Raw genomic sequence first — 19,994 nt, 5'->3', positions numbered from 1 at the left:
TTTCTCTCAATAATAACACAGTGAGCATACATGGAGCAGGAACAGTAGAAATAACTGCGAACCAAACTGGAAATGAAAATTATTTACCTGCAAATATAGTACAAACACTTACCATAGAGACCCCTTATGTTAAAATAGATCCCATGCTTACTTTTGCACCTATAGGAAATAAAACAGTAGGAGACGTGTTTATACTTTCTGCCACTTCTCAGAGCTCAGCTGCTATTTCTTTCATATCGTCAGATGATGCAATCATTTTTATAACGGGAAATACCGCCACTGCGAGAAGTAAAGGCACTGCTACTATTATTGCACAGCAAGAAGAAAATACTCAGTATAAAACCGCCATTTTGGAGCAGAGTATTACCGTGGTACTTCCAAACTCTCATCCGCTTACTTTCATAGAAAAAGAAAACCCTGCTATACATATCTACCCAAATCCTGCCAAAGATTATCTCACTATAAAAAGTGCAGTCCAAATAGAAAAATATTCTTTATATAGATTAGATGGTACTTTAGTATTGGGAGACAAGGGGGTACAAATAAATATACAATCTCTCAACAAAGGAGAATATATGTTGATACTCTATGGAAAAAAAGGAGAAGTATTAAAAAGTGAAAAAATAATTAAGAATTAAGAATTCATAATTAATAAAAGAGAGCGTCTGTAAAAAGAGGCTCTCTTTTTTTTATTCCTTTACAAACAAACACCAAAACAATAAAAAATATAACTATGTATCTACAACCCCGAGAGATGCCATTTACTTCACATAATCGGGGTACTTATATAAAGTATAATAGATATTTACTATGTACATGAGATTTTTTTGCAGAAATTATTTTTGTTTTCAAAATATACTTATAATTATATACTATACTTTCTATAATTATTGATGGTATATACGTTGTTATAACTATACCATCTCTTCGAGATTTGTATAAAAACTTTTCCTCTCATTGTTTCTGATTCATTCATTTTTCATTCATTATTAAAAATAAGAGATAAATAGGTACTAAAAAGAGATATGCGGACACACAAAAAAACACATAATACATTCTATGCAATATTTGTAATGTTGTTTTTGCAAGTTTTTGTATCCTTTGCTCAGCCCTGTTCTTTTGATATACAAGGGAAAATTATAACAAAGCATACGCAATCAGCAATTCCATTTGCAACAGTGTGGATAGAAGAATTGAAGAGAGGAGAAGTGACTGATGAAAAAGGGATTTTTAGATTTCAAAATATTTGTAAAAAAAACTATACCCTTGAGATACAACATATAGGGTACCAAAATTTTACAATGACTCTCCATTCTTTAGAAAAAAATGAGTTTATAATAGAATTAGACGAAGGGACATTGTTGCTTCAAGAAATAGATGTCGATGAAACATACAAAAAAACAGAATCTTCCCAAGCATTTTCTTTATTGAAACAAAAAGGCATAGAAAATAATTTTAGTAAAAATTTAGCAAATATCCTGCAAGATATACCAGGTATGAGTGTGTTACAGACGGGACCAGGAATATCAAAACCAATAGTCAATGGGCTTTATGGAAGTAGAGTGCTGATTATTAATAATGGGATTCGTCAAGAAGGGCAGCAATGGGGAAACGACCATGCGCCCGAAATAGATCCCAACACAGCACAAAATATTTCTGTTATAAAAGGAGCATCAGGAGTAAAGTATGGAGCCGAAGCTATGGGAGGAATTATAATTATAGAGCCATCTCCCATACCTTATAATCATAAGGATATTCATACAAAAACACTCGTATCGGGAAGTTCTAATGGACGAATGGTTGCTTTCAATGGTGCTTTGGAAGGAGGTAATATAGCAAATAAAAACATAGGATGGAAACTACAAAGCTCTTATAAAAAAGGTGGGGACTTCCATTCACCAAAATATATGCTTACGAACACAGGTGTAGAGGAGTTAAACGCCTCGGGGGCATTAGGTATAGATAAAAAAAAATGGAAAAGCGATGTTTTTTATAGCAGATTCCAAACTACTTTGGGAATACTTGCATCGGCTCATATAGGAAACCTTACTGATTTACAGAAAGCCCTCAGTAGTTCCGAACCCTTCATTATAAAAGATTTTTCTTATACTATTGATAATCCTAAACAGTACGTTTCCCACAATGTATTCAAATGGAATGTGGAAATAAAAGATATTTTGTACGGAAAAATGCTTTTTGTCTATGGATTTCAAAATAATATGAGGCAGGAATTTGACATTCGTAGAACCAAATATACAGATAAACCCTCGCTTGACCTCGTCTTGAATACCCATTCTGTTGATGTAGCTTATGAACATACACTTTTGCATAATATTCGTGGAGAAGCAGGTATATCTGCCATTTTTCAACAGAATACAAATACACCAGGAACAGGTATTATTCCCTTAGTCCCTAATTATGATGCGGCTACTTTTGGTTTTTTTCTCTTAGAAAAGTATTCTTTTCAAAAAAAAATTACTCTAGAACTTGGATGCAGATACGATATGAAGAACATAAAAGTATTTACTTTCGATAGTGGAAAACTTGTCACACCCCAGTTTCAGTATCAAAACATATCCGCTATTTTAGGAGGATCTGTTCATCTCACAAAGTATTGGGATATTCGTTCTCATATTTCCAGTGGTTGGCGACCTCCTAATGTAAATGAATTATTTAGTCAGGGGCTTCACCATGGCGCCGCAGGAATTGAAGAAGGGGATAAAAAATTAAAGGCAGAAAGATCTTGGACATGGACAAATCAGATTGTATTCTCTCATAATGATTGGTTATTCGATATAAACGTGTTTGTACAGAACATACAAAATTATATATATCTACAACCCCAAAAAGAGTTTCGTTATACCATCAGAGGAGTATTCCCCGTGTTTCATTACCAACAAACAGATGCTTTTTTGAGTGGTTTGGACTTTTTAGGATCGGTAAAAATAATTCCTCCCTTAGAATATAAATTTACTGCATCACTTATAAGAGCAATGGACATCACTCAAAATGATTACCTCATTTATATTCCTGCTGATAGGTTTACAAACTCTCTTTTTTATTCGTGGAAAATACCTAAAGATAAGAAAATAATGGTAGGGATAAAGTATAAAAAAATAAGAACTCAAGACAGAGTTCCCGAAAATCAGGATTATTTACCTCCACCCAATGGATACGATATGTTTGATATGGAAGGGAGCTTTGATTTTTTGTGGAGAAAAAACTATTTCAAGGTTTCATTCCAAGCAAATAATATTTTTAATACATCTTACCGAGAGTATCTTAATAGATTTCGTTATTTTGCAGATGAAATAGGGAGAAATATATCTGTTCAGCTCACATGGACGTATCAATAATTTTATAATTAATTACCTAATGTATAGGTAACATACACATTTTCAAACCTAAAGAAACGAACAAGCGCCTCTCTATTTTGGAAGGGAAACCTTGCTCGGATATATTTTTTTTTTGCATCATAAGAAATAATCTGTAAATCAGTGAGAAAAGAACAATCCTCTTCTAACATTTTATAAAGTGCTTCTTTTGCTGTCCATGCGATACACAACGCTTCCTCACTATCAGAAAATATTCCTTGCTCTGCCACAGAAAGAAATCTATCTTTTATTTTAAGAATTTGAGCAGAAGGTTTTTCTATATCTATTCCCACTTTTCTATTGGAAACAAGAACAGAAGCAAAAGGAAAAGAATGCGAGAACGAAAATTCAAAGGTCGACCCCAAATGGTGTAATTTTCCTTTGGGATCTTCATAAAATTTGGAAACAAATAGCCCCATAGAATCACATAATGTGAGCAATAATATGCGAACAGAGAGGTATTCTAATAATCTTTGAGGATGGGTTATCTTTTTAGAAGGAAATATTTCCGAAAAATTTTGAGGGGAGAGTAGTTGCATTGCTTCTTCGGTTTCATCTATCTTCCAGATACCAAGTATGGAGTTGGGGTATATTTTTTTTATATAAACTATTGGCATTGGTGAATATGTATTATTAGAGCATTTGAATAAAGAGTTCTGTTTCGGTTTCTATTGTAGAGAAAAAGACGAGGTTTTTTCCACGAAGCATACACTCTTCTCCATTTTTGAGATTATATCTATAAGAATGGAGAGGGCAAACCACCTGTCCCTGCGGGTTTATATGTCCCCTGCTCAAAAAAAATCCCAAATGCGGACATCTATCATCAAAAGCATAAAAAGTATTTTCAAAATATGTAACGGCAATCGGGATTTCTTTCAGAGATAATCTCAAAAAACCATTTGTTTTTATTTCTTCTAAAACCTCTTCCTTGGAAATGGGAATCAAGTATTGCTTCATCACTTTTTTTTTAATAATTCACGAATAAATGCCGAAAGGATAGCAAGAGGTTTGTCAAAAGAAGTATGGTTAGGAATAATAATATCCGCCTTTTTTTTGAGAGGCTTAATGTATTTCTCATAAGTAGGTATGACGTGGTTTTCGTATCTATATAAAACGTCATCTAAATCATAGCCTCGCTCCACAGCATCACGGGTTATTCTTCTCTTCAGCATAATATCGGGGCGGGCATCCATAAATATCTTGAGTTCTATGCACTCTTCTATTTCTTGCTTATAAAAAATAAAAAAACCCTCCACAATAATGATAGGAGCAGGAGTAAAAGTCAATACTTTTGGAACTTTATTTGGGTTATTAAAGGTATATTCTTTTTTGGATACCACATTGCCTTTCATCAGTTCCTTTAAATCATATTGTAATTGAGAAAAATCTATTCCCTCGGGAGTATCAAAATTTTTCACCCCCTTTTCATCCAAAGGTTGCTCCTCACGTAGCTTATAGTAGTTGTCTAATGAAACCAAACATATTTCTTTTTCTGTAAAATGCTCTAATAGTTTATTTAAAAAACTCGTCTTCCCCGAACCACTCCCCCCTGTAATACCAATAGTATAAGACATAAGATAAATATATGATGTGTTTTGTTATTATTGTAAAGTATAATAAATATTTATATTAAAGGAGATAATTTTTTTACCTAAATTATTTTCGTTTTTAAAATATATTGATAATTATATAATAAACTTTATATATTACAGATATTCCGTGTCTACTTTTTTAGATATTTTAATCACATCAATAGATAGTGTATAAGTGTATATAAACTACATTGTGACTCACATCTTTGTTGCATACATTATACTTTATAATGAATAATTAATGTTTTTTATCTAATATATACGAAAACACAATATATTCATGTATTAATAATATATTGAACCCATTTACTACTCAAGGTTTTAGGAGTTTTTTGAGATACTACGTACATTATGTATTATTTTGTTTATAACAATTTTTTATACGGTATACATAGTTACTTATTTTTTTATCTATTGTCACCTTATCACATACAAAATACCTCAATTACACATATTTTTATGCTCAAAAAAAAAAATCTTTTTGTTTGCTTTGGTATACTTTCCTTTTCAGGGAATGCACAAAGCGTTATCCAACCCCTCTATTGGTTTTCTTTTAATACAAATATAAAACTGCATCCTCTCTTTGGACTCACAGGCGATGCGCAACAGCGTATGATAGGTTTTCAAAATCAACAGCAATATTATAGATTGGGGTTGGATATGTATGTGAGTAATGCTCTCTCTGTAGTTCCTTTTGGAATGGGCTATTTTGTAAATTATAAATATGGAAAACAACCCACAAAGTTTATCAACAATGAAATAAGAATTTGGCAACAAATTTTTTATAAACATACTGCCTCCCGAATATCTATCAATCATAGATTACGGCTTGAGGAACGTTTTATTCAAGACCACAGCAATGCAGATAGTACTTATTTGGGGTATTCTAATGTTCAGTTCCGCATTCGGTACAGAATATATGGTAATATTCCTCTCAATAAACCTACAATGGAGGCAAAAACATTCTATGTATGTGTATGGGATGAGGCTTTTATCAGTATAGGAAATAAAGTAGATTATAATTATCCCGATCAAAATAGAATTTTTGTAGGAACTGGGTATCAATTTACAAAAGATTTTTCTATTCAAGTGGGTGTTCTCCATCAATTACTCATAAAACAACCCGCAGGCACTTTAGCAGAACACAATACAGGCGCTCTTTTACAAATAAATTATAATGTTAATCTCAATAAAAAAGAATAATGAACATATACACTGCATTTATAAAAGGAAAATGTCCTTCTTGCAAAAAAGGAAATATTTTTTTTGCAAATTACATTTTTACTAAAAAGTTTTTTATGACAAACACCAAATGTGCTGTTTGCAATTATACCTTTGAACCCGAACCTGGCTTTTACTACGGAGCAATGTATATAAGTTATATGTTTTCAGTAGCAATAGCTTTTGCAAGCAGTTGTATGGTGTTTTTATTCTTTCATTCTCCAAGCAACTGGGACTACATAATTACTATAACTCTCATCATACTATTGCTTTCACCTTTTAACTATAGATATTCCCGAATAGTATATCTCTATATATGGGGAAAATAAACATCTTTAATCATTATAAAAAATATGTGCAACCATTATAAATTTTCACTCTCTTTTTATATAATATCAAAATCAACAAAATAATTTTATTCACTTATACAAAGTAACAAATGAACAGAACTATTATTTTTTTTATGATTGCCGCTCTCTGCTTTCAAAATCTACAAGCACAAGAGGGCTATAAAGTATATATTAATCTGAACAAAGTAAAAAATGATCAGATACAGGTGCGAATACAACCCCCTCCAATATCAAAAAATGAAGTAGAATATCATATTCCTAAAATAGTTCCAGGAACATATTCTATTTATGACTTCGGTCGATTTGTATCATCTTTTTATGCGTACGATTCTCTTGGAAAACCCTTAGAAGTAGATTCTTTAGATGAAAACAGATGGCTTATAAAAAACGCAAAACAACTCAAGACAATAGAGTATTGGGTAGAAGATTCCTATGACACAGACAAAGACAATGTTATTTTTGAACCCGCAGGAACGAGTATTCAAAAAGATACTTTTTTTCTGCTCAATACACACGGATTTATAGGATATATAGATGGAAAAAAGAACACACCGTATCAACTTTCCGTAGAGCATCCCGAAAAATTCTATGGTAGCACCTCTCTTCTTCTCAAAGAAAAACAAGGATATATAGATATTTTTGAAGCAGAGAATTATAATTTTTTAGTAGATGCACCCCTGATGTATAATATCCCTGATACTACTACTTTTGTATTGGGAGGAACTTCTATTCTCATCTCTGTATTTTCACCAAATAATTTTTTATCCTCCCATTCCGTTGCAAAAGAAGTGCAGGAGGTCTTACATGCACAAAAAAATTATATGGGAGGCACTCTACCCATAGAAAAATATGCCTTTATCATTCATATATTCCCTGGGCATTCAAAATCAGGATCTTATGGAGCATTAGAGCATTCTTATTCTAGTGTGTATTCTTTCCCTGAAATAAAGGACTCTACTGCTCTCTCCAGATCTATTAGAGATATAGCCGCACATGAGTTTTTTCATATCATTACACCGCTCAATATCCATTCGGAAGAGATAGGAAATTTTAATTTTATTGCTCCTCAAATGTCAAAACATTTATGGATGTACGAAGGAGTAACAGAATATTTTGCTACCCATGCCCAGATATGTAATAATATTCTCACCGAACAAGATTATTTTGCAGAAATAACAGACAAAATCCAATACAGTAAAAACAACTATAATGACACTGTCCCTTTTACTGTTATGAGTCAAAAATGCTTAGAAGAATATAAAGACGAGTATGGAAATGTGTATCAAAAAGGTGCTTTAATAGGATTATGTTTAGATGTGAAACTGCGAGAACTTTCAAAAGGAAAGTATTCTGTTATGAAATTACTTCAGGACCTTTCTTTAGAATATGGAAAACATAAGTCCTTCGCTGATGATATTTTATTTGATAAAATAACTGCACTTACCTTTCCGGAAATAAGAGATTTTTTTACAAAATATGTAGAAGGAAAAAACCCTCTCCCCCTCAAAGAAATTTTTCATAAAATAGGATACCATTATACAGATACCGTTCTAAAAGTTGCTTCTATGGGAAATATATCTTTTGAGTCTGATACAAAGAATACAGGTATCAAAATAACGGATGTTTCTCAGGCAAACGCATTCGGATTGCAAATGGGATATCAAGCAGGAGATATACTCTATAAACTAAATGGAATGAAAATACATTCTCTCAACGGTGAAAAGATTATTGCTCAATACCAAGCAAAAACACATGACGGAGATAAAGTAACCGCTGTAGTAATAAGAATTATAAAGGGAAAACAAAAGAAGGTAAAACTTTCTGCTCCTGCTCTGTTAATAGATAAAAAGAAATTTTCTCTTACGGAGAACAAAAACAGTACCACCGAACAGCAACAGCTTAAAGATTGGTGGAAAAAGAATTATAAATCATGAAGTATATGCAGGGGCAGACACGCAGGTCTGCCCTTTTTTTATTATACATACAAACAAAAAAAGGGCTGTATGTATATAAAAAGGACTTTTTGGACACTCTCATCCAAATTGATTTGGGTATAAAAGAACGGTGATATAAAAATCTACTATTATTATAAAGAGTTCTAAAAATGGGTTGTTTATTATAACCTTATATGCTATTAAAACTTTACAGATTGATTAATATTGACATTTACAATAAAATGATTAAATTTGCAAAATACTTGAACAATAAAAATAATAAAAAGTGAAAAAAACAGAAAATATTAATCAATTTAAATTCAGCACTGTAATTGAGAAAAATACTTTCTTTAACAGGTTTTGCAAACGAAAGTTTAAAATGCTTAATTACAGTTGTGAGAGTAGCAGATAACAAAGAATTGTCTAAATTGCTTTTTAAAGAAAAATGGACTGATAAACAGGAAATTGAAGAAATATCTGAATGGGGAGATAGCAGAATTACAAAACTTATAAAAGATAATACTTTTTTTCGCAAAGGTATTGTAAATTTGTTTTTTGAAGGTTCAACAATTCCATTTTTGGCACAAACCTTACCACTTTTTGAACTCAAAAAATTGAGTATTTCAAAACTAAAATTTGAAATTCCTGCACTGATTGATACACTTGTAAGATACAAAGAAAAAGATTCTTATTCGGGAAAAACAGAAAATAATCCTGAATTTTACATTGCTACAATTTTAAAAGACTTAAAAATTCCTTTTGAAAAAGGTGATTTAGACGAACTTTTTGCAAAAGAAAAAGTTGCAAAACGAACGATGGATTTTATTATTCCATCAAAAGAAAAACCAAAAATAATAATTGAAAGCTTATTTCTTGTAACTACTTCATCGGGACAAGGAGATAAATCTAAAACCGAAGGAAGTATAAAAAACTTAATTACAAAATATTATCCGAAAGCAAAATTTATTGGTTTTGTTGACGGAATTGGTTGGTATGTTCGTAAAGGAGATTTAATGCGAATGGTAACAGCTTATGACGATGTTTTCACATTTCACAAAAACGAAATTGAACGATTTAAGAAAACTCTTAAAAAAGAATTGAAATGATTGAAAACTACATAAATAAAATATTACAAGGTGATTGTTTGGATTTATTAAAAAATATTCCGGACAATTCGATTGATATGACTTTCGCAGACCCACCATTTAATCTAAAAAAAGGATACAATTCATATAAAGATAGTTTGCAAGTTAAAGAATATATTAATTGGTGCGAAAAATGGATTTCTGAAATGGTAAGAATTACAAAACCAACAGGTTCAATTTTTGTTCATAATATTCCAAAATGGTTGACTTTTTATGCTGCACATTTGAATACAATTGCAGATTTTAAGCATTGGATAAGTTGGGACGCACCAACAGCACCAATGGGAAAAATCTTACAACCAAATCATTACGGAATTTTATTTTATGCAAAAAATGCCAAAGAATTAAAGTTTTACGAAGTTAGATATCCTCATAAACGAGAAAGGAAATCAACATTTTTAGCAAAAGATTACGGCGGGAAAAAATGTTTATTACACCCTTTTGGTCCTTTGGTTTCAGATGTTTGGACTGATATTCACAGAATGAAACATAATAAATACAGAGACGACCATCCTTGCCAATTACCTTTGCATTTATTAGAACGTCTAATCTTGATGACAACAGACGAAAACGATATTGTTTTAGACCCTTTTAACGGAACAGGAACAACAGCCTTAGCAGCCAAACGATTAAGTAGAAATTATATAGGATTGGAACTTGATAAAACTTATGTGGAAATAACAGAAAATAAATTGCAACAAGAAGAACCAAATTCAAAAGTTGGACAATTTTGGATTAGTTTTTATCTTGACAAAATTGTAACAATCAGAGATAAAGATTGGAAGTATTTAAAAGAATATTTTTATATTCCACCCAAAGCTGAAGAAATTGACAAACAACCGATTATTTTACAATCAAATGTAAGTATTTCAACACCAATAAAAAGTTTTACAACGGAACAAAAACAAGCTAAATTACCAGATTTATTTAATAGTAAAATAGAAACGATTGAAAATAAAGCATATAAGATATAACACAACGACCATACAAGAAATACAAACAAGCCCATAAAATATGTATTATATCAGATTTTTAATACCATAAGAAAATGCGAGTCCTCTTTATTTTTTTGACACTTTTTACACATACTGTTTGGAGTCAAAAAATAGGTTTTTTTTTACCACAAGGGAAGAAATCAGTATCTATTCCTTTTGAACTACATAGTAATCTGATAGTATTAAAAGTTCTTATAGCAGATGGCGAGGAAAAGAATTTTATTTTAGATACAGGAGTAAAAAATATCATGGTATCTGATGCTTCGCTTGTGCAGAATCTACCCGTAATACTAGGAAAACATATTTATTTTTTTGGCGTTGGTCGCCAAGATACCCTCTTTGCAAGAGTGATATCAGGATTTTCTTTTCGCATAGGAGACGTAGAAATATGGAGATCGCAAGCCTTAGTATTAGACCAAGATTATATGAACCTCAATAACCATTTAGGAATACATATACATGGAATTATAGGATCGGATATATTTCAGTATTTTGTGGTAGATATAAATTACGATCAAAAAATACTCACACTTCATAACCCAAAGTCCTATAAAAAGAATTTTTTTTATACCTCTATCCCCATTTATTTAGAAAATGAAAAACCACATATAGAAACAACTATTACCATAGGATCAAAAAAACAAAAAGCATCTTTTATGATAGACATAGGGTTTAATAAACAACTGCTGTTAGAAAATAATAACCAATACTTTACTATACCAACCGACTGGATGAAAGATGTAGTAGGAACAGGATTTGGCGGTGAAATCCCCGGAAAAATAGGTCGAGTAAAAAAAATAAAATGGAAGCATTACCGTTTTAAAAAAAGCATCGCTTCTGTACCCGACTACATAGATACCTCTCTATCAACAAAAAGAAAAGGACTTATCGGAAGTGAAATTATGACACATTTTAATTTCGCAATAGATTATGCTCATAAAAAATTGTACCTCCAAAAACGAACCAATCCTAATTATCATACTGATTATGATATGAGTGGACTCTCTATCATTGCAATAGGTGAAACCCTTAATAACTACGTAGTAACAAACGTGAGAGAGGCATCCCCTGCCAAAGAAGCAGGTATTATGATAGGAGACATAATCACCTATATTAACGGTGTAAACCTACAAAATAAAAATATAGAATATATAAATACTTTATTTCGATCCCAAAACAAAAGAAAAATTATTCTCGTTTTAGAAAGAAAAAATCAAATAATAATAAAAGAATTTATCCTCAAAAAAATACTTTAGTTATACAAAAAATATGAAACGCATTTTATTTTTTATAGTGTTCATTCCGCTCACCTCCCTTTATGCTCAAAAAACAACTACCGTAACAGGAAAAGTAATAGAATCAAAAACAGGAAACCCCATCCCTTTTGTAAATGTTGTTTTTCAAAATACAAATATTGGAATCACTACAGATTTTGATGGAAATTTTTACCTAAAAACTACTCAACCTCTTCCAAAAGATTCTCTTACCGCTTCTTACACAGGATATGTGAAAAAAACAAAAAAAATTACTATCGGCACAGAACAAATTATTCATTTCGAACTATCCGAAGAAATAATTGCCCTCAAAGAAATAGTTTTTAAAGCAAAAGAAAACCCCGCCTTTAAAATAATACGAAACAGCATTAAAAATAAAGAAAAACACGATAAAAGAAACCTCTCCGCATATGAATACGATTCTTATACAAAAGTAGAATTAGACCTAAATAATATATCCCAAAGTTTGGGAAACACAACCATAGTAAACAAAATAAAAAAAGTTCTGGATAGCATACAACAGATGAAAGATGAAAAAGGATCCGCAATACTGCCCGTATTTTTCTCTGAAACAATATCTAAATATCACTATAAAAAAAATCCACTCCTCCAATACGAATACATCTTAAAAAATCACGCCTCCGGACCAGGTGTAAACGAAGGATCACCAATAAACCAAATGATAGGTGCTTCTTTTCAAGACTATAACTTCTACCAAAATTGGGTAAATATCGTAAATAAAGAATTCGTATCTCCCATAGCAGACAGCTGGAAATTCTACTACGACTACGAACTCTCCGACACCACTGCTATAGTAGATAATACCTCTTGCTATAAAATAGAATATTACCCTAAAAGAGAAAGCGACCTCGCTTTTAGAGGAACTATATGGATAGATAAACATACATTCGCTCTCAAACAAATAGATGCAAATGTAGACCCATCAGCAAATATCAACTTTATAGATAAAATAAAAATCCAACAAGAACTCCAACCCACTACAAACGATGGAGCTTGGCTACCATCTAAAACAAGAGTCCTCGTAGATATGAGCGAAGTTTCAGCAAATACAGCAAGTATGGTAGGAAAATTCTACGTAGTATCTAAAAACTTTGTAGTAAATAAACCACATCCCGATAACTTTTACCAACGAAGAGTAGTACAAGCTGATACATCCCACGAAGATAACAAACAATATTGGGAAAAATCCCGATACGACACCCTTACCAAAGAAGAAAAAAACGTCTATAAAATGGTAGATACCCTCGTACAAATTCCCATAGTAAGAACATATACTGAAATACTGAGAGGTCTCTCTACAGGATACATAAATATTCATAAAAACTTCGATATAGGACCCGTTTCTTATACTGCTGCATACAATAATATAGAAGGTATCAGGATAGGATTTGGAGGAAGAACCAGTTTTAATTTCTCACGAAAATGGGAATTCTCCGCAAATATAGCATACGGTTTTTTAGATAGTGAGATTAAATACAGAGGACAAATAAGATATATTTTTAATAGAAACCCATGGAGTGAAATTTCTTTTATACACTCCAAAGACATACAACATATATGGGCTTTACGTGAAAATATAGATTTTACAGACTTATTTTATACTTTCTCAAAATCAGGAACTCTCGTCAAACCATTTTATAAAGAATCAAACCAACTAACATACCTCCGATTCTTAGGAAAAGGAAAGCAAATAAAATTTGATTATACTTATGAATACCTGAACCCCCATTCTTCTAACAACTTTCAATATACTAAAACTATCATATCCGATACCAATACCACCACAACTCGCTATTCTCAAATATCTATCAGCGAATTAAATGCTCAAATAACCTTCGGCTTAGACGATGCTCTTATTTCTAATGGAAATAGAATAAGAACTAATATAAACAGTATCAGCACCAGCCCAAGAGCTGTGATTACTTTTGCATATTCCGTAGGATTAAAAATACTAGGAAGCACTTTTAATTACCATAAATTCTCTTTTAAACTCGAAAAAAGACAAAAAATGGGAGTATTAGGACTCAGCTTCTTTGAAGTAAATGCTACATGGATACCTAACAAATTACCCTATCCCTTATTAAAAATACAACTCGGAAGCCCAAGCCCTTATCTCTACTTCTCCTACGGTAATAACCTTATGAGTAACTTCGAATTTATCAATGATAAATACATCGCACTTCGATGGTACCATTCCTTCGAAGGACTATTTGTGAATAGCATACCTCTCATCAAAAAAACAGGAATACGGCTCATATTCGTTACCAATATCATCCTTGGACATATAGCCCCTGAAAACTTTGAACTTACCAAAGTTAATAAAGACATCTCCGTAAACCTCAAAACCTTCAACATAAAACCATACATAGAAATAGGATACGGAGTAGAAAATATATTCAAATTCTTCCGCATAATAGCACTCCATAGGTTAACATACATAAATACTGAAGAATACCCCAATGCCACAATATTCGCTGTCAAAGTAGGGTATAGATTTACTTTCTAAACCCACTTCCATTTTTTATAACTCATTTCTAATGCTTCAACACCAAAATACTATTACTATTATGATAAACACTAATAAAACTTTTATCGAAAAATATGTAAACACAAAAATATGGAAAGGAACCACTTTTTCCCTCTTAGTATATACATGTATCGCTGGACTATTAATGCCTGTACCAAGATTACCAATACTCAATGAAACTATCAGGATACTTCATTTTCATGTACCCATGTGGTTTGGAATGATATTTCTATTCTTAGCATCGGTTTTTTATGCTATAAAATATATATCTACCCTTCAAAAAAAATATGACTATCTTTCTGTAGAGCTTGCAAATGTAGGATTTATATTCGGAATTTTAGGGGTAATTACAGGCATGTTTTGGGCAAAATATACATGGGGAGAAATGTGGAGCAACGACCCGAAACAAAACGCTTCCGCAATCAGTCTTTTAATATATGCCGCTTATTTTGTTTTGCGAGGATCATTAACAGATGAATCTTTGAAAGCAAGAACGAGTAGTGTTTACAATATATTTGCTTTTTCTATACTGATACCATTACTATTTATACTTCCCCGTATGTCCGATTCTCTCCACCCTGGTAACGGAGGAAATCCTGGATTTAACGCTTACGATTTGGATAATAACTTACGAAAAGTTTTTTATACAGCAGTTATAGGATGGACCATGCTCGGTTTTTGGATAGCCTGTATAAGGTGGAGAATACGTATTATCCATTCTATTTTAGAAAATAAAAGATAAAAAAAAGTATTTGCAAAAGATATATCCTATTTTTGCACTAAAATCGCATTTTTATTCCAAAAATAACCATTTTTTTACAAAAATAATCATTTTTGATAGATAAAAATTCTTTTATTTGGAATAGTTCTTTTCAAAATACTATTATGCAAATAGTTCCAGAAATTAAAAAAGGAGAGGTGGGTGAGTGGCCGATACCAGCAGTTTGCTAAACTGCGGTACCAAGCAATTGGTACCCCGAGTTCGAATCTCGGTCTCTCCGCTTTTATATACCCAACAATAATTAATGAGAGTGTCCGAAAAGTAGCTCTTGGCACCTTTGTAGTTTTGTAACACTTTGATTATCAATAGAGTTAAATTAAATATTTGCGCAAAAAAAACTTTTCGCACCCTCATTATCTATAAATAAAATTATTTATATAATGGTCTCGTAGCTCAGCTGGATAGAGCAACTGCCTTCTAAGCAGTAGGTCGAAGGTTCGAATCTTTCCGAGATCACTTCTTGTAAAAACTTATTTGAAAGGAAGCTCTAAAAATTCAAATCCTAAAAATATATCCCTTAAAAATCAATAGTAGAGACGTAATGCACTACACCTCTACTTTTTTTGAAGAAATCAATTTTTAGAACCCACCTTAAAAAAATGAGAACAACATTAATGAAGGTGTCCGAAAAGTTGCTTTTAGCACGTTTGTAGTTTTGTAACTCTTTGATTATCAATAGGTTTAAAATTAAGTATTTGTGTAAAAAGAATTTTTCGGACACCCTCATAGAATTAAGAAAAATATTTATGGTAAGTTAAAAAAAAAACTATTTTATAAAATTATTTTTAAAATACTGGATAATACATAAGATCTGTTGTGAAAAAAAGTAAAAAGTTTTCTGTTTTTTGCAATATGTATATGGTTATCTATTTTTTACATATATGAAATCGAAATAATTCAAAATTATAAATCGATTTTTATTTTAGAACTACCCCAGAAAATATACAAAAATAGTATGAAAATTGTATTAAACATAATTTGGTTTATACTTGGAGGAGCAATATTAGGTTTGCTGTGGTTTGGTATAGGTATTATTTGGTGCATAACTATTATAGGAATCCCCATAGGAATTCAGTGTTTCAAGTTTAGCTCTCTTTTATTTTTTCCTTTCGGTAAAAGAATAGAATATGATAATAGTAGCACATCTTTGTTGTTGAACATTCTTTGGCTCGTTTTTGGTGGACTAAAAACTTCTATCCTTTCTTTTTTATTGGGAATATTATTTTGTATTACCATTATAGGTATCCCTTTTGGGTTACAATGGTTTAAAATGGCAAAACTTTCATTAATGCCATTCGGCTCTTCCATTATTTTAGAAACATAAAAGATACAAACATAAGGTGGGTTCTAAAAATTGATTTTTAAGGGATACAGTTTTTAGGATTTGAATTTTTAGAACCCCTCTTAAATAAAAAGAATAGACAATCACAGCTTTTTGGATAACAATATAGCATGGGTTATGTAGGATATTTAACATGTATGATGTGAATAGCATTTTACCCCTTCGGAGTATAACAAGAGTGTGCTTTCTCTTTTGAATTCCCTACAATATATCTATATTCCCCACTGGTTTACCACCATATCTACAGAAATTTTTTATACGACACTCAGTAATCGCAGGTACTCATAAAATTATTGTTATTTTTCAAAATAATTTAAAAACAAAAAAATATTACCATCATTTTATAATGATATTGCAATTAATGTGTTAATATTACTAAATTACTTTTCAAAAATAAAATCTACACTCATATATCCATTTTCCAAAATACAAATGATTATAAAAACAAAAAAATACCAACTACCAAATTCAATTTTCGTAAAAATAACTTTCAAAAATATATTTATAAAATTTTGGTGGGTAAATCTTATATATATATTTCTAAACCTCCCCTGCATAATACTACCCTCCTGGTGGTGGTCCATAGTATCTACTATTCTACTCATTATATACCATCTATTCTGGTACCTCCAACTATTAGCAATACCTCACTTAGATAAACCTAAATTTAATCGTTTGAAAAAATGGTTTGAAAAAGTATCATATGAAATAAACAGCCAGCAAATTATAATAAAGTATAATATTAAAGAAGGAACATCTCTCAAATGGAATGAAATTCAACGGACCATTGTAACGAAAGACAGCTTTATACTATTTTTTAGCCCTCTTCATATTATACACCTACCCCATAAAATATTTACTAACCCCAACGATATAAAATTTATAGAATCAATAATCAAACAAAAAAAATTATATCATACAGACGATATATTTTTTTATGTAAAAAAGTTTTTTTCTTATAAAAACACAATAGAAAAAACATAATAATCACATATTTCTGAAATTATTTTTATTATACAAAAATAAAATACTCAGCAATCATACTACTATTATTAATTACCATCATCAAATATAATTTTTACACATAAAATAAAAAAAATGAAGAATTTTTTTGAAAAATACAAACTTTTTATACTTAGTGTAATTTGTGCTATAATATTTTTACAAACATTATTTTTTAAAATGAGTGGGGCAGATGAATCGCGTTATATTTTTGGAAAAGTATCCGAGTTCGCTTTTGGAAACCCAGATAAAGAAAGCTTTATAAGATACTTTACAGCTATTATGGAACTTGTAGCCGCTGTACTCCTTATTCCAAAAGCAACATCATGGATAGGAGCCATATTAGGAATAGGTCTTATGAAAGGAGCAATCATCACTCACTTGTTCATAATAGGAATAATACCACAAGGAACTATCTCCATTGCAGGAAAAGACATTACTATAGAGGGAGACAGAGGATATCTCTTTTTACTATCAATAATATGTTTTGTATCATGCGCATCTATTGTATTCATAGAAAAAAGAAAAATACCAATTATTAAAAACTTTTTTCCACAACCATTACCAACATCTAATATAAATGCTACATAAAAAAATAATAGATGTCGCAAAAAAAACACTTATAGATATAGACGACGTGCTAAAAAAAATAAAAGAACCCGATTATAAAAGAAAAGTAGCCGTACTAAACGATGCCACTATCGGACAACATATACGTCATATACTAGAATTTTATAAATGCCTAATGGAAGGAATATCTACAGGCATACTAAATTATGATAACAGAAAAAGAAGCACCGACATAGAAGAAGACCAATTCTTTGCATCCACAGTGTTACAGAATATAATCTATTTTTTAAGTAATAATAAAAAAAACGAAGTAGTATCAATGGAAATAAACTACATGATAAACGAACACTATGAACACAGCACAAAAAAAACAATATTCTCTAACTACTACAGAGAACTTGTATATAATATAGACCATACCATTCATCACATGGCAATGATAAGAATAGGGCTCAAAGAAGTAGCCCCTTACATAACACTTCCCGATGATTTTGGCATTGCAAGTAGTACTATCCAATACCAATTGAAAAAAAATAACTAAAATACATAATAACTCTAACCCATACTATACCTATCATTCATCCAATGCAAAAACTTTGTTTCCTATTACTTTCTACCCTCCTTATAAAACTCGAAAGTAAAGCCGCTTATATTATAACATACATGGATGCCTCACAAACGAATCACCTAAAAGCCTATGGAATAGCATATTGGGTACTCACTAATGAAATAGAAATAGATTGGTTATTAAACTATAGAGGAGGTAGTTTCTTATTCAAATACCATCCAAAGATAGAAAATGAAATGATAATAAAAGGAGTAAAATACGAAGTTATATCCGACCCCGAAGCAAAGGAAATATTAGAAACAATAGCAGACAACTCCCATAACATGGATGCGATGCGACTAGAAAAACACCCCAAAATAGCTGTTTATTCTCCTAAAAGTAAACAACCATGGGACGATGCAGTTACATTAGTACTCACATACGCAGAAATACCATATACTACTATTTTTGATGATGAAGTAATGCAAAATGAACTCCCAAAATACGACTGGTTACACCTACACCACGAAGATTTTACAGGACAATATGGAAAATTCTATGCATCATACTCCGTATACCCATGGTATATAGAACAACAAAAAGAATATGAAATGTCCGCTCAAAAACACGGATTTTTCAAAGTATCCATTCTAAAACTATCCGTAGTAAAAAAAATAAGAGATTTTGTATCAGGAGGCGGATTCCTATTCGCAATGTGTTCTGCCACAGATACCTACGATATAGCACTTGCAGCCGAAGGAATAGATATTTGTGAAAACATGTACGATGGAGACCCCGCTGATAGAAACGCACAATCCAAACTCCATTTTCAAAATACTTTCGCATTCACTAACTTTATATTAGAAATGAACCCTTATATCTACGAATACTCAAACATAGATATGCAACCATCAGAAAGAGGAGTATTAGAAAATAACGACTACTTTAACCTATTTGAGTTCAGCGCAAAATGGGACCCTATACCAACAATGCTCACACAAAACCATGAAAAAATCATTAAATCTTTTATGGGACAAACAACAGCTTTCAGAAATAGTACCATAAAATCTGATGTAATAATAATGGGAGAAAATAAATCTGTTGGAGAAGCAAAATATATACATGGAATATTTGGAAAAGGATTTTGGACTTTTTACGGAGGACATGATCCATCCGACTATCAACACCTAGTAGGGGATCCCCCAACAGACCTAAATCTATTTCCAAACTCACCCGGTTATAGACTCATCTTAAATAATATTTTATTCCCATCCGCAAAGAAAAAGAAACAAAAAACATAAAAAAACACAAAAAAAACA

Annotated in this window: 19 protein-coding genes and 2 tRNA genes; 18 read left to right on the top strand and 3 right to left on the bottom strand. The window is 31.4% G+C overall.

Going from position 1 to position 19,994, the window contains the following annotated elements:
* The coding region (locus QM536_00870; GenBank protein ID MDI9355564.1) for a T9SS type A sorting domain-containing protein at positions 1 to 638 on the top strand (638 nt) is incomplete at its 5' end.
* Between the two features lie 387 nt (positions 639 to 1,025).
* Positions 1,026 to 3,356 carry a TonB-dependent receptor gene (locus tag QM536_00865; GenBank protein MDI9355563.1) on the top strand — a complete coding sequence of 777 codons (2,331 nt, stop codon included), beginning with the start codon at positions 1,026 to 1,028 and terminating at the stop codon, positions 3,354 to 3,356.
* Positions 3,357 to 3,364: 8 nt separating this feature from the next.
* Here QM536_00865 and QM536_00860 read toward each other — a convergent pair whose 3' ends face one another.
* From QM536_00860 to udk, 3 genes are read right to left on the bottom strand one after another with little or no spacing between them, the layout of a single operon-like run.
* Positions 3,365 to 3,991, bottom strand: coding sequence for a 4'-phosphopantetheinyl transferase superfamily protein (locus tag QM536_00860; protein MDI9355562.1), 627 nt, complete (start codon positions 3,989 to 3,991; stop codon positions 3,365 to 3,367).
* 16 nt (positions 3,992 to 4,007) lie between these two features.
* Complete coding sequence (locus tag QM536_00855; protein ID MDI9355561.1) at positions 4,008 to 4,331, bottom strand: Rieske (2Fe-2S) protein; 324 nt, start codon at positions 4,329 to 4,331, stop codon at positions 4,008 to 4,010.
* On the bottom strand, positions 4,331 to 4,948 hold the full coding sequence (udk, locus tag QM536_00850; protein MDI9355560.1) for a uridine kinase: 618 nt from the start codon (positions 4,946 to 4,948) through the stop codon (positions 4,331 to 4,333). The genes QM536_00855 and udk overlap by 1 nt, the downstream gene beginning before the upstream one ends.
* Positions 4,949 to 5,425: 477 nt before the next feature.
* On the opposite strand from udk, the gene QM536_00845 reads away from it, so the two are divergent.
* The 16 genes from QM536_00845 (at position 5,426) to QM536_00770 (ending at position 19,976) form a co-directional block, all read left to right on the top strand.
* Complete coding sequence (locus tag QM536_00845) at positions 5,426 to 6,169, top strand: DUF2490 domain-containing protein (protein MDI9355559.1); 744 nt, start codon at positions 5,426 to 5,428, stop codon at positions 6,167 to 6,169.
* Between the two features lie 95 nt (positions 6,170 to 6,264).
* On the top strand, positions 6,265 to 6,516 hold the full coding sequence (locus tag QM536_00840; protein MDI9355558.1) for a DUF983 domain-containing protein: 252 nt from the start codon (positions 6,265 to 6,267) through the stop codon (positions 6,514 to 6,516).
* A 110-nt stretch (positions 6,517 to 6,626) separates the two neighbouring features.
* A complete protein-coding gene (locus QM536_00835) occupies positions 6,627 to 8,471 on the top strand; it encodes a hypothetical protein (protein ID MDI9355557.1) in 1,845 nt (614 codons plus the stop codon).
* A complete protein-coding gene (locus tag QM536_00830) occupies positions 8,468 to 8,605 on the top strand; it encodes a hypothetical protein (GenBank protein MDI9355556.1) in 138 nt (45 codons plus the stop codon). The genes QM536_00835 and QM536_00830 overlap by 4 nt, the downstream gene beginning before the upstream one ends.
* Before the next feature lie 198 nt (positions 8,606 to 8,803).
* Positions 8,804 to 9,577 carry a DpnII family type II restriction endonuclease gene (locus tag QM536_00825; protein MDI9355555.1) on the top strand — a complete coding sequence of 258 codons (774 nt, stop codon included), beginning with the start codon at positions 8,804 to 8,806 and terminating at the stop codon, positions 9,575 to 9,577.
* On the top strand, positions 9,574 to 10,590 hold the full coding sequence (locus QM536_00820) for a site-specific DNA-methyltransferase (GenBank protein ID MDI9355554.1): 1,017 nt from the start codon (positions 9,574 to 9,576) through the stop codon (positions 10,588 to 10,590). The genes QM536_00825 and QM536_00820 overlap by 4 nt, the downstream gene beginning before the upstream one ends.
* A 74-nt stretch (positions 10,591 to 10,664) precedes the next feature.
* Complete coding sequence (locus QM536_00815; protein ID MDI9355553.1) at positions 10,665 to 11,867, top strand: PDZ domain-containing protein; 1,203 nt, start codon at positions 10,665 to 10,667, stop codon at positions 11,865 to 11,867.
* A gap of 13 nt (positions 11,868 to 11,880) precedes the next feature.
* Complete coding sequence (locus QM536_00810) at positions 11,881 to 14,412, top strand: DUF5686 family protein (GenBank protein MDI9355552.1); 2,532 nt, start codon at positions 11,881 to 11,883, stop codon at positions 14,410 to 14,412.
* A 10-nt stretch (positions 14,413 to 14,422) separates the two neighbouring features.
* A complete protein-coding gene (gene ccsA / locus QM536_00805) occupies positions 14,423 to 15,175 on the top strand; it encodes a cytochrome c biogenesis protein CcsA (protein MDI9355551.1) in 753 nt (250 codons plus the stop codon).
* Positions 15,176 to 15,345: 170 nt separating this feature from the next.
* Positions 15,346 to 15,434: transfer RNA gene (locus QM536_00800), tRNA-Ser, on the top strand.
* Between the two features lie 162 nt (positions 15,435 to 15,596).
* Positions 15,597 to 15,670: transfer RNA gene (locus QM536_00795), tRNA-Arg, on the top strand.
* Positions 15,671 to 16,169: 499 nt separating this feature from the next.
* Positions 16,170 to 16,538: a YccF domain-containing protein gene (locus tag QM536_00790; protein ID MDI9355550.1), complete on the top strand. Its 369-nt coding sequence runs from the start codon at positions 16,170 to 16,172 to the stop codon at positions 16,536 to 16,538.
* Positions 16,539 to 16,988: 450 nt separating this feature from the next.
* Positions 16,989 to 17,540, top strand: a complete 552-nt coding sequence (locus tag QM536_00785) for a YcxB family protein (GenBank protein ID MDI9355549.1) — start codon at positions 16,989 to 16,991, stop codon at positions 17,538 to 17,540.
* Between the two features lie 198 nt (positions 17,541 to 17,738).
* The gene (locus tag QM536_00780; protein MDI9355548.1) at positions 17,739 to 18,149 is read left to right on the top strand and encodes a hypothetical protein; all 411 of its coding nucleotides are present in this window, start codon (positions 17,739 to 17,741) and stop codon (positions 18,147 to 18,149) included.
* The gene (locus QM536_00775; protein ID MDI9355547.1) at positions 18,139 to 18,669 is read left to right on the top strand and encodes a hypothetical protein; all 531 of its coding nucleotides are present in this window, start codon (positions 18,139 to 18,141) and stop codon (positions 18,667 to 18,669) included. The genes QM536_00780 and QM536_00775 overlap by 11 nt, the downstream gene beginning before the upstream one ends.
* Positions 18,670 to 18,713: 44 nt before the next feature.
* Positions 18,714 to 19,976: a hypothetical protein gene (locus QM536_00770; GenBank protein ID MDI9355546.1), complete on the top strand. Its 1,263-nt coding sequence runs from the start codon at positions 18,714 to 18,716 to the stop codon at positions 19,974 to 19,976.
* Positions 19,977 to 19,994: the final 18 nt, after the last annotated feature.

This window comes from Chitinophagaceae bacterium, assembly GCA_030053935.1.
Lineage (GTDB): Bacteria > Bacteroidota > Bacteroidia > Cytophagales > JASGCU01 > JASGCU01.
Note: the sequence above shows the minus strand (reverse complement) of the source record. Positions and strands in the feature narration are given on the sequence as shown.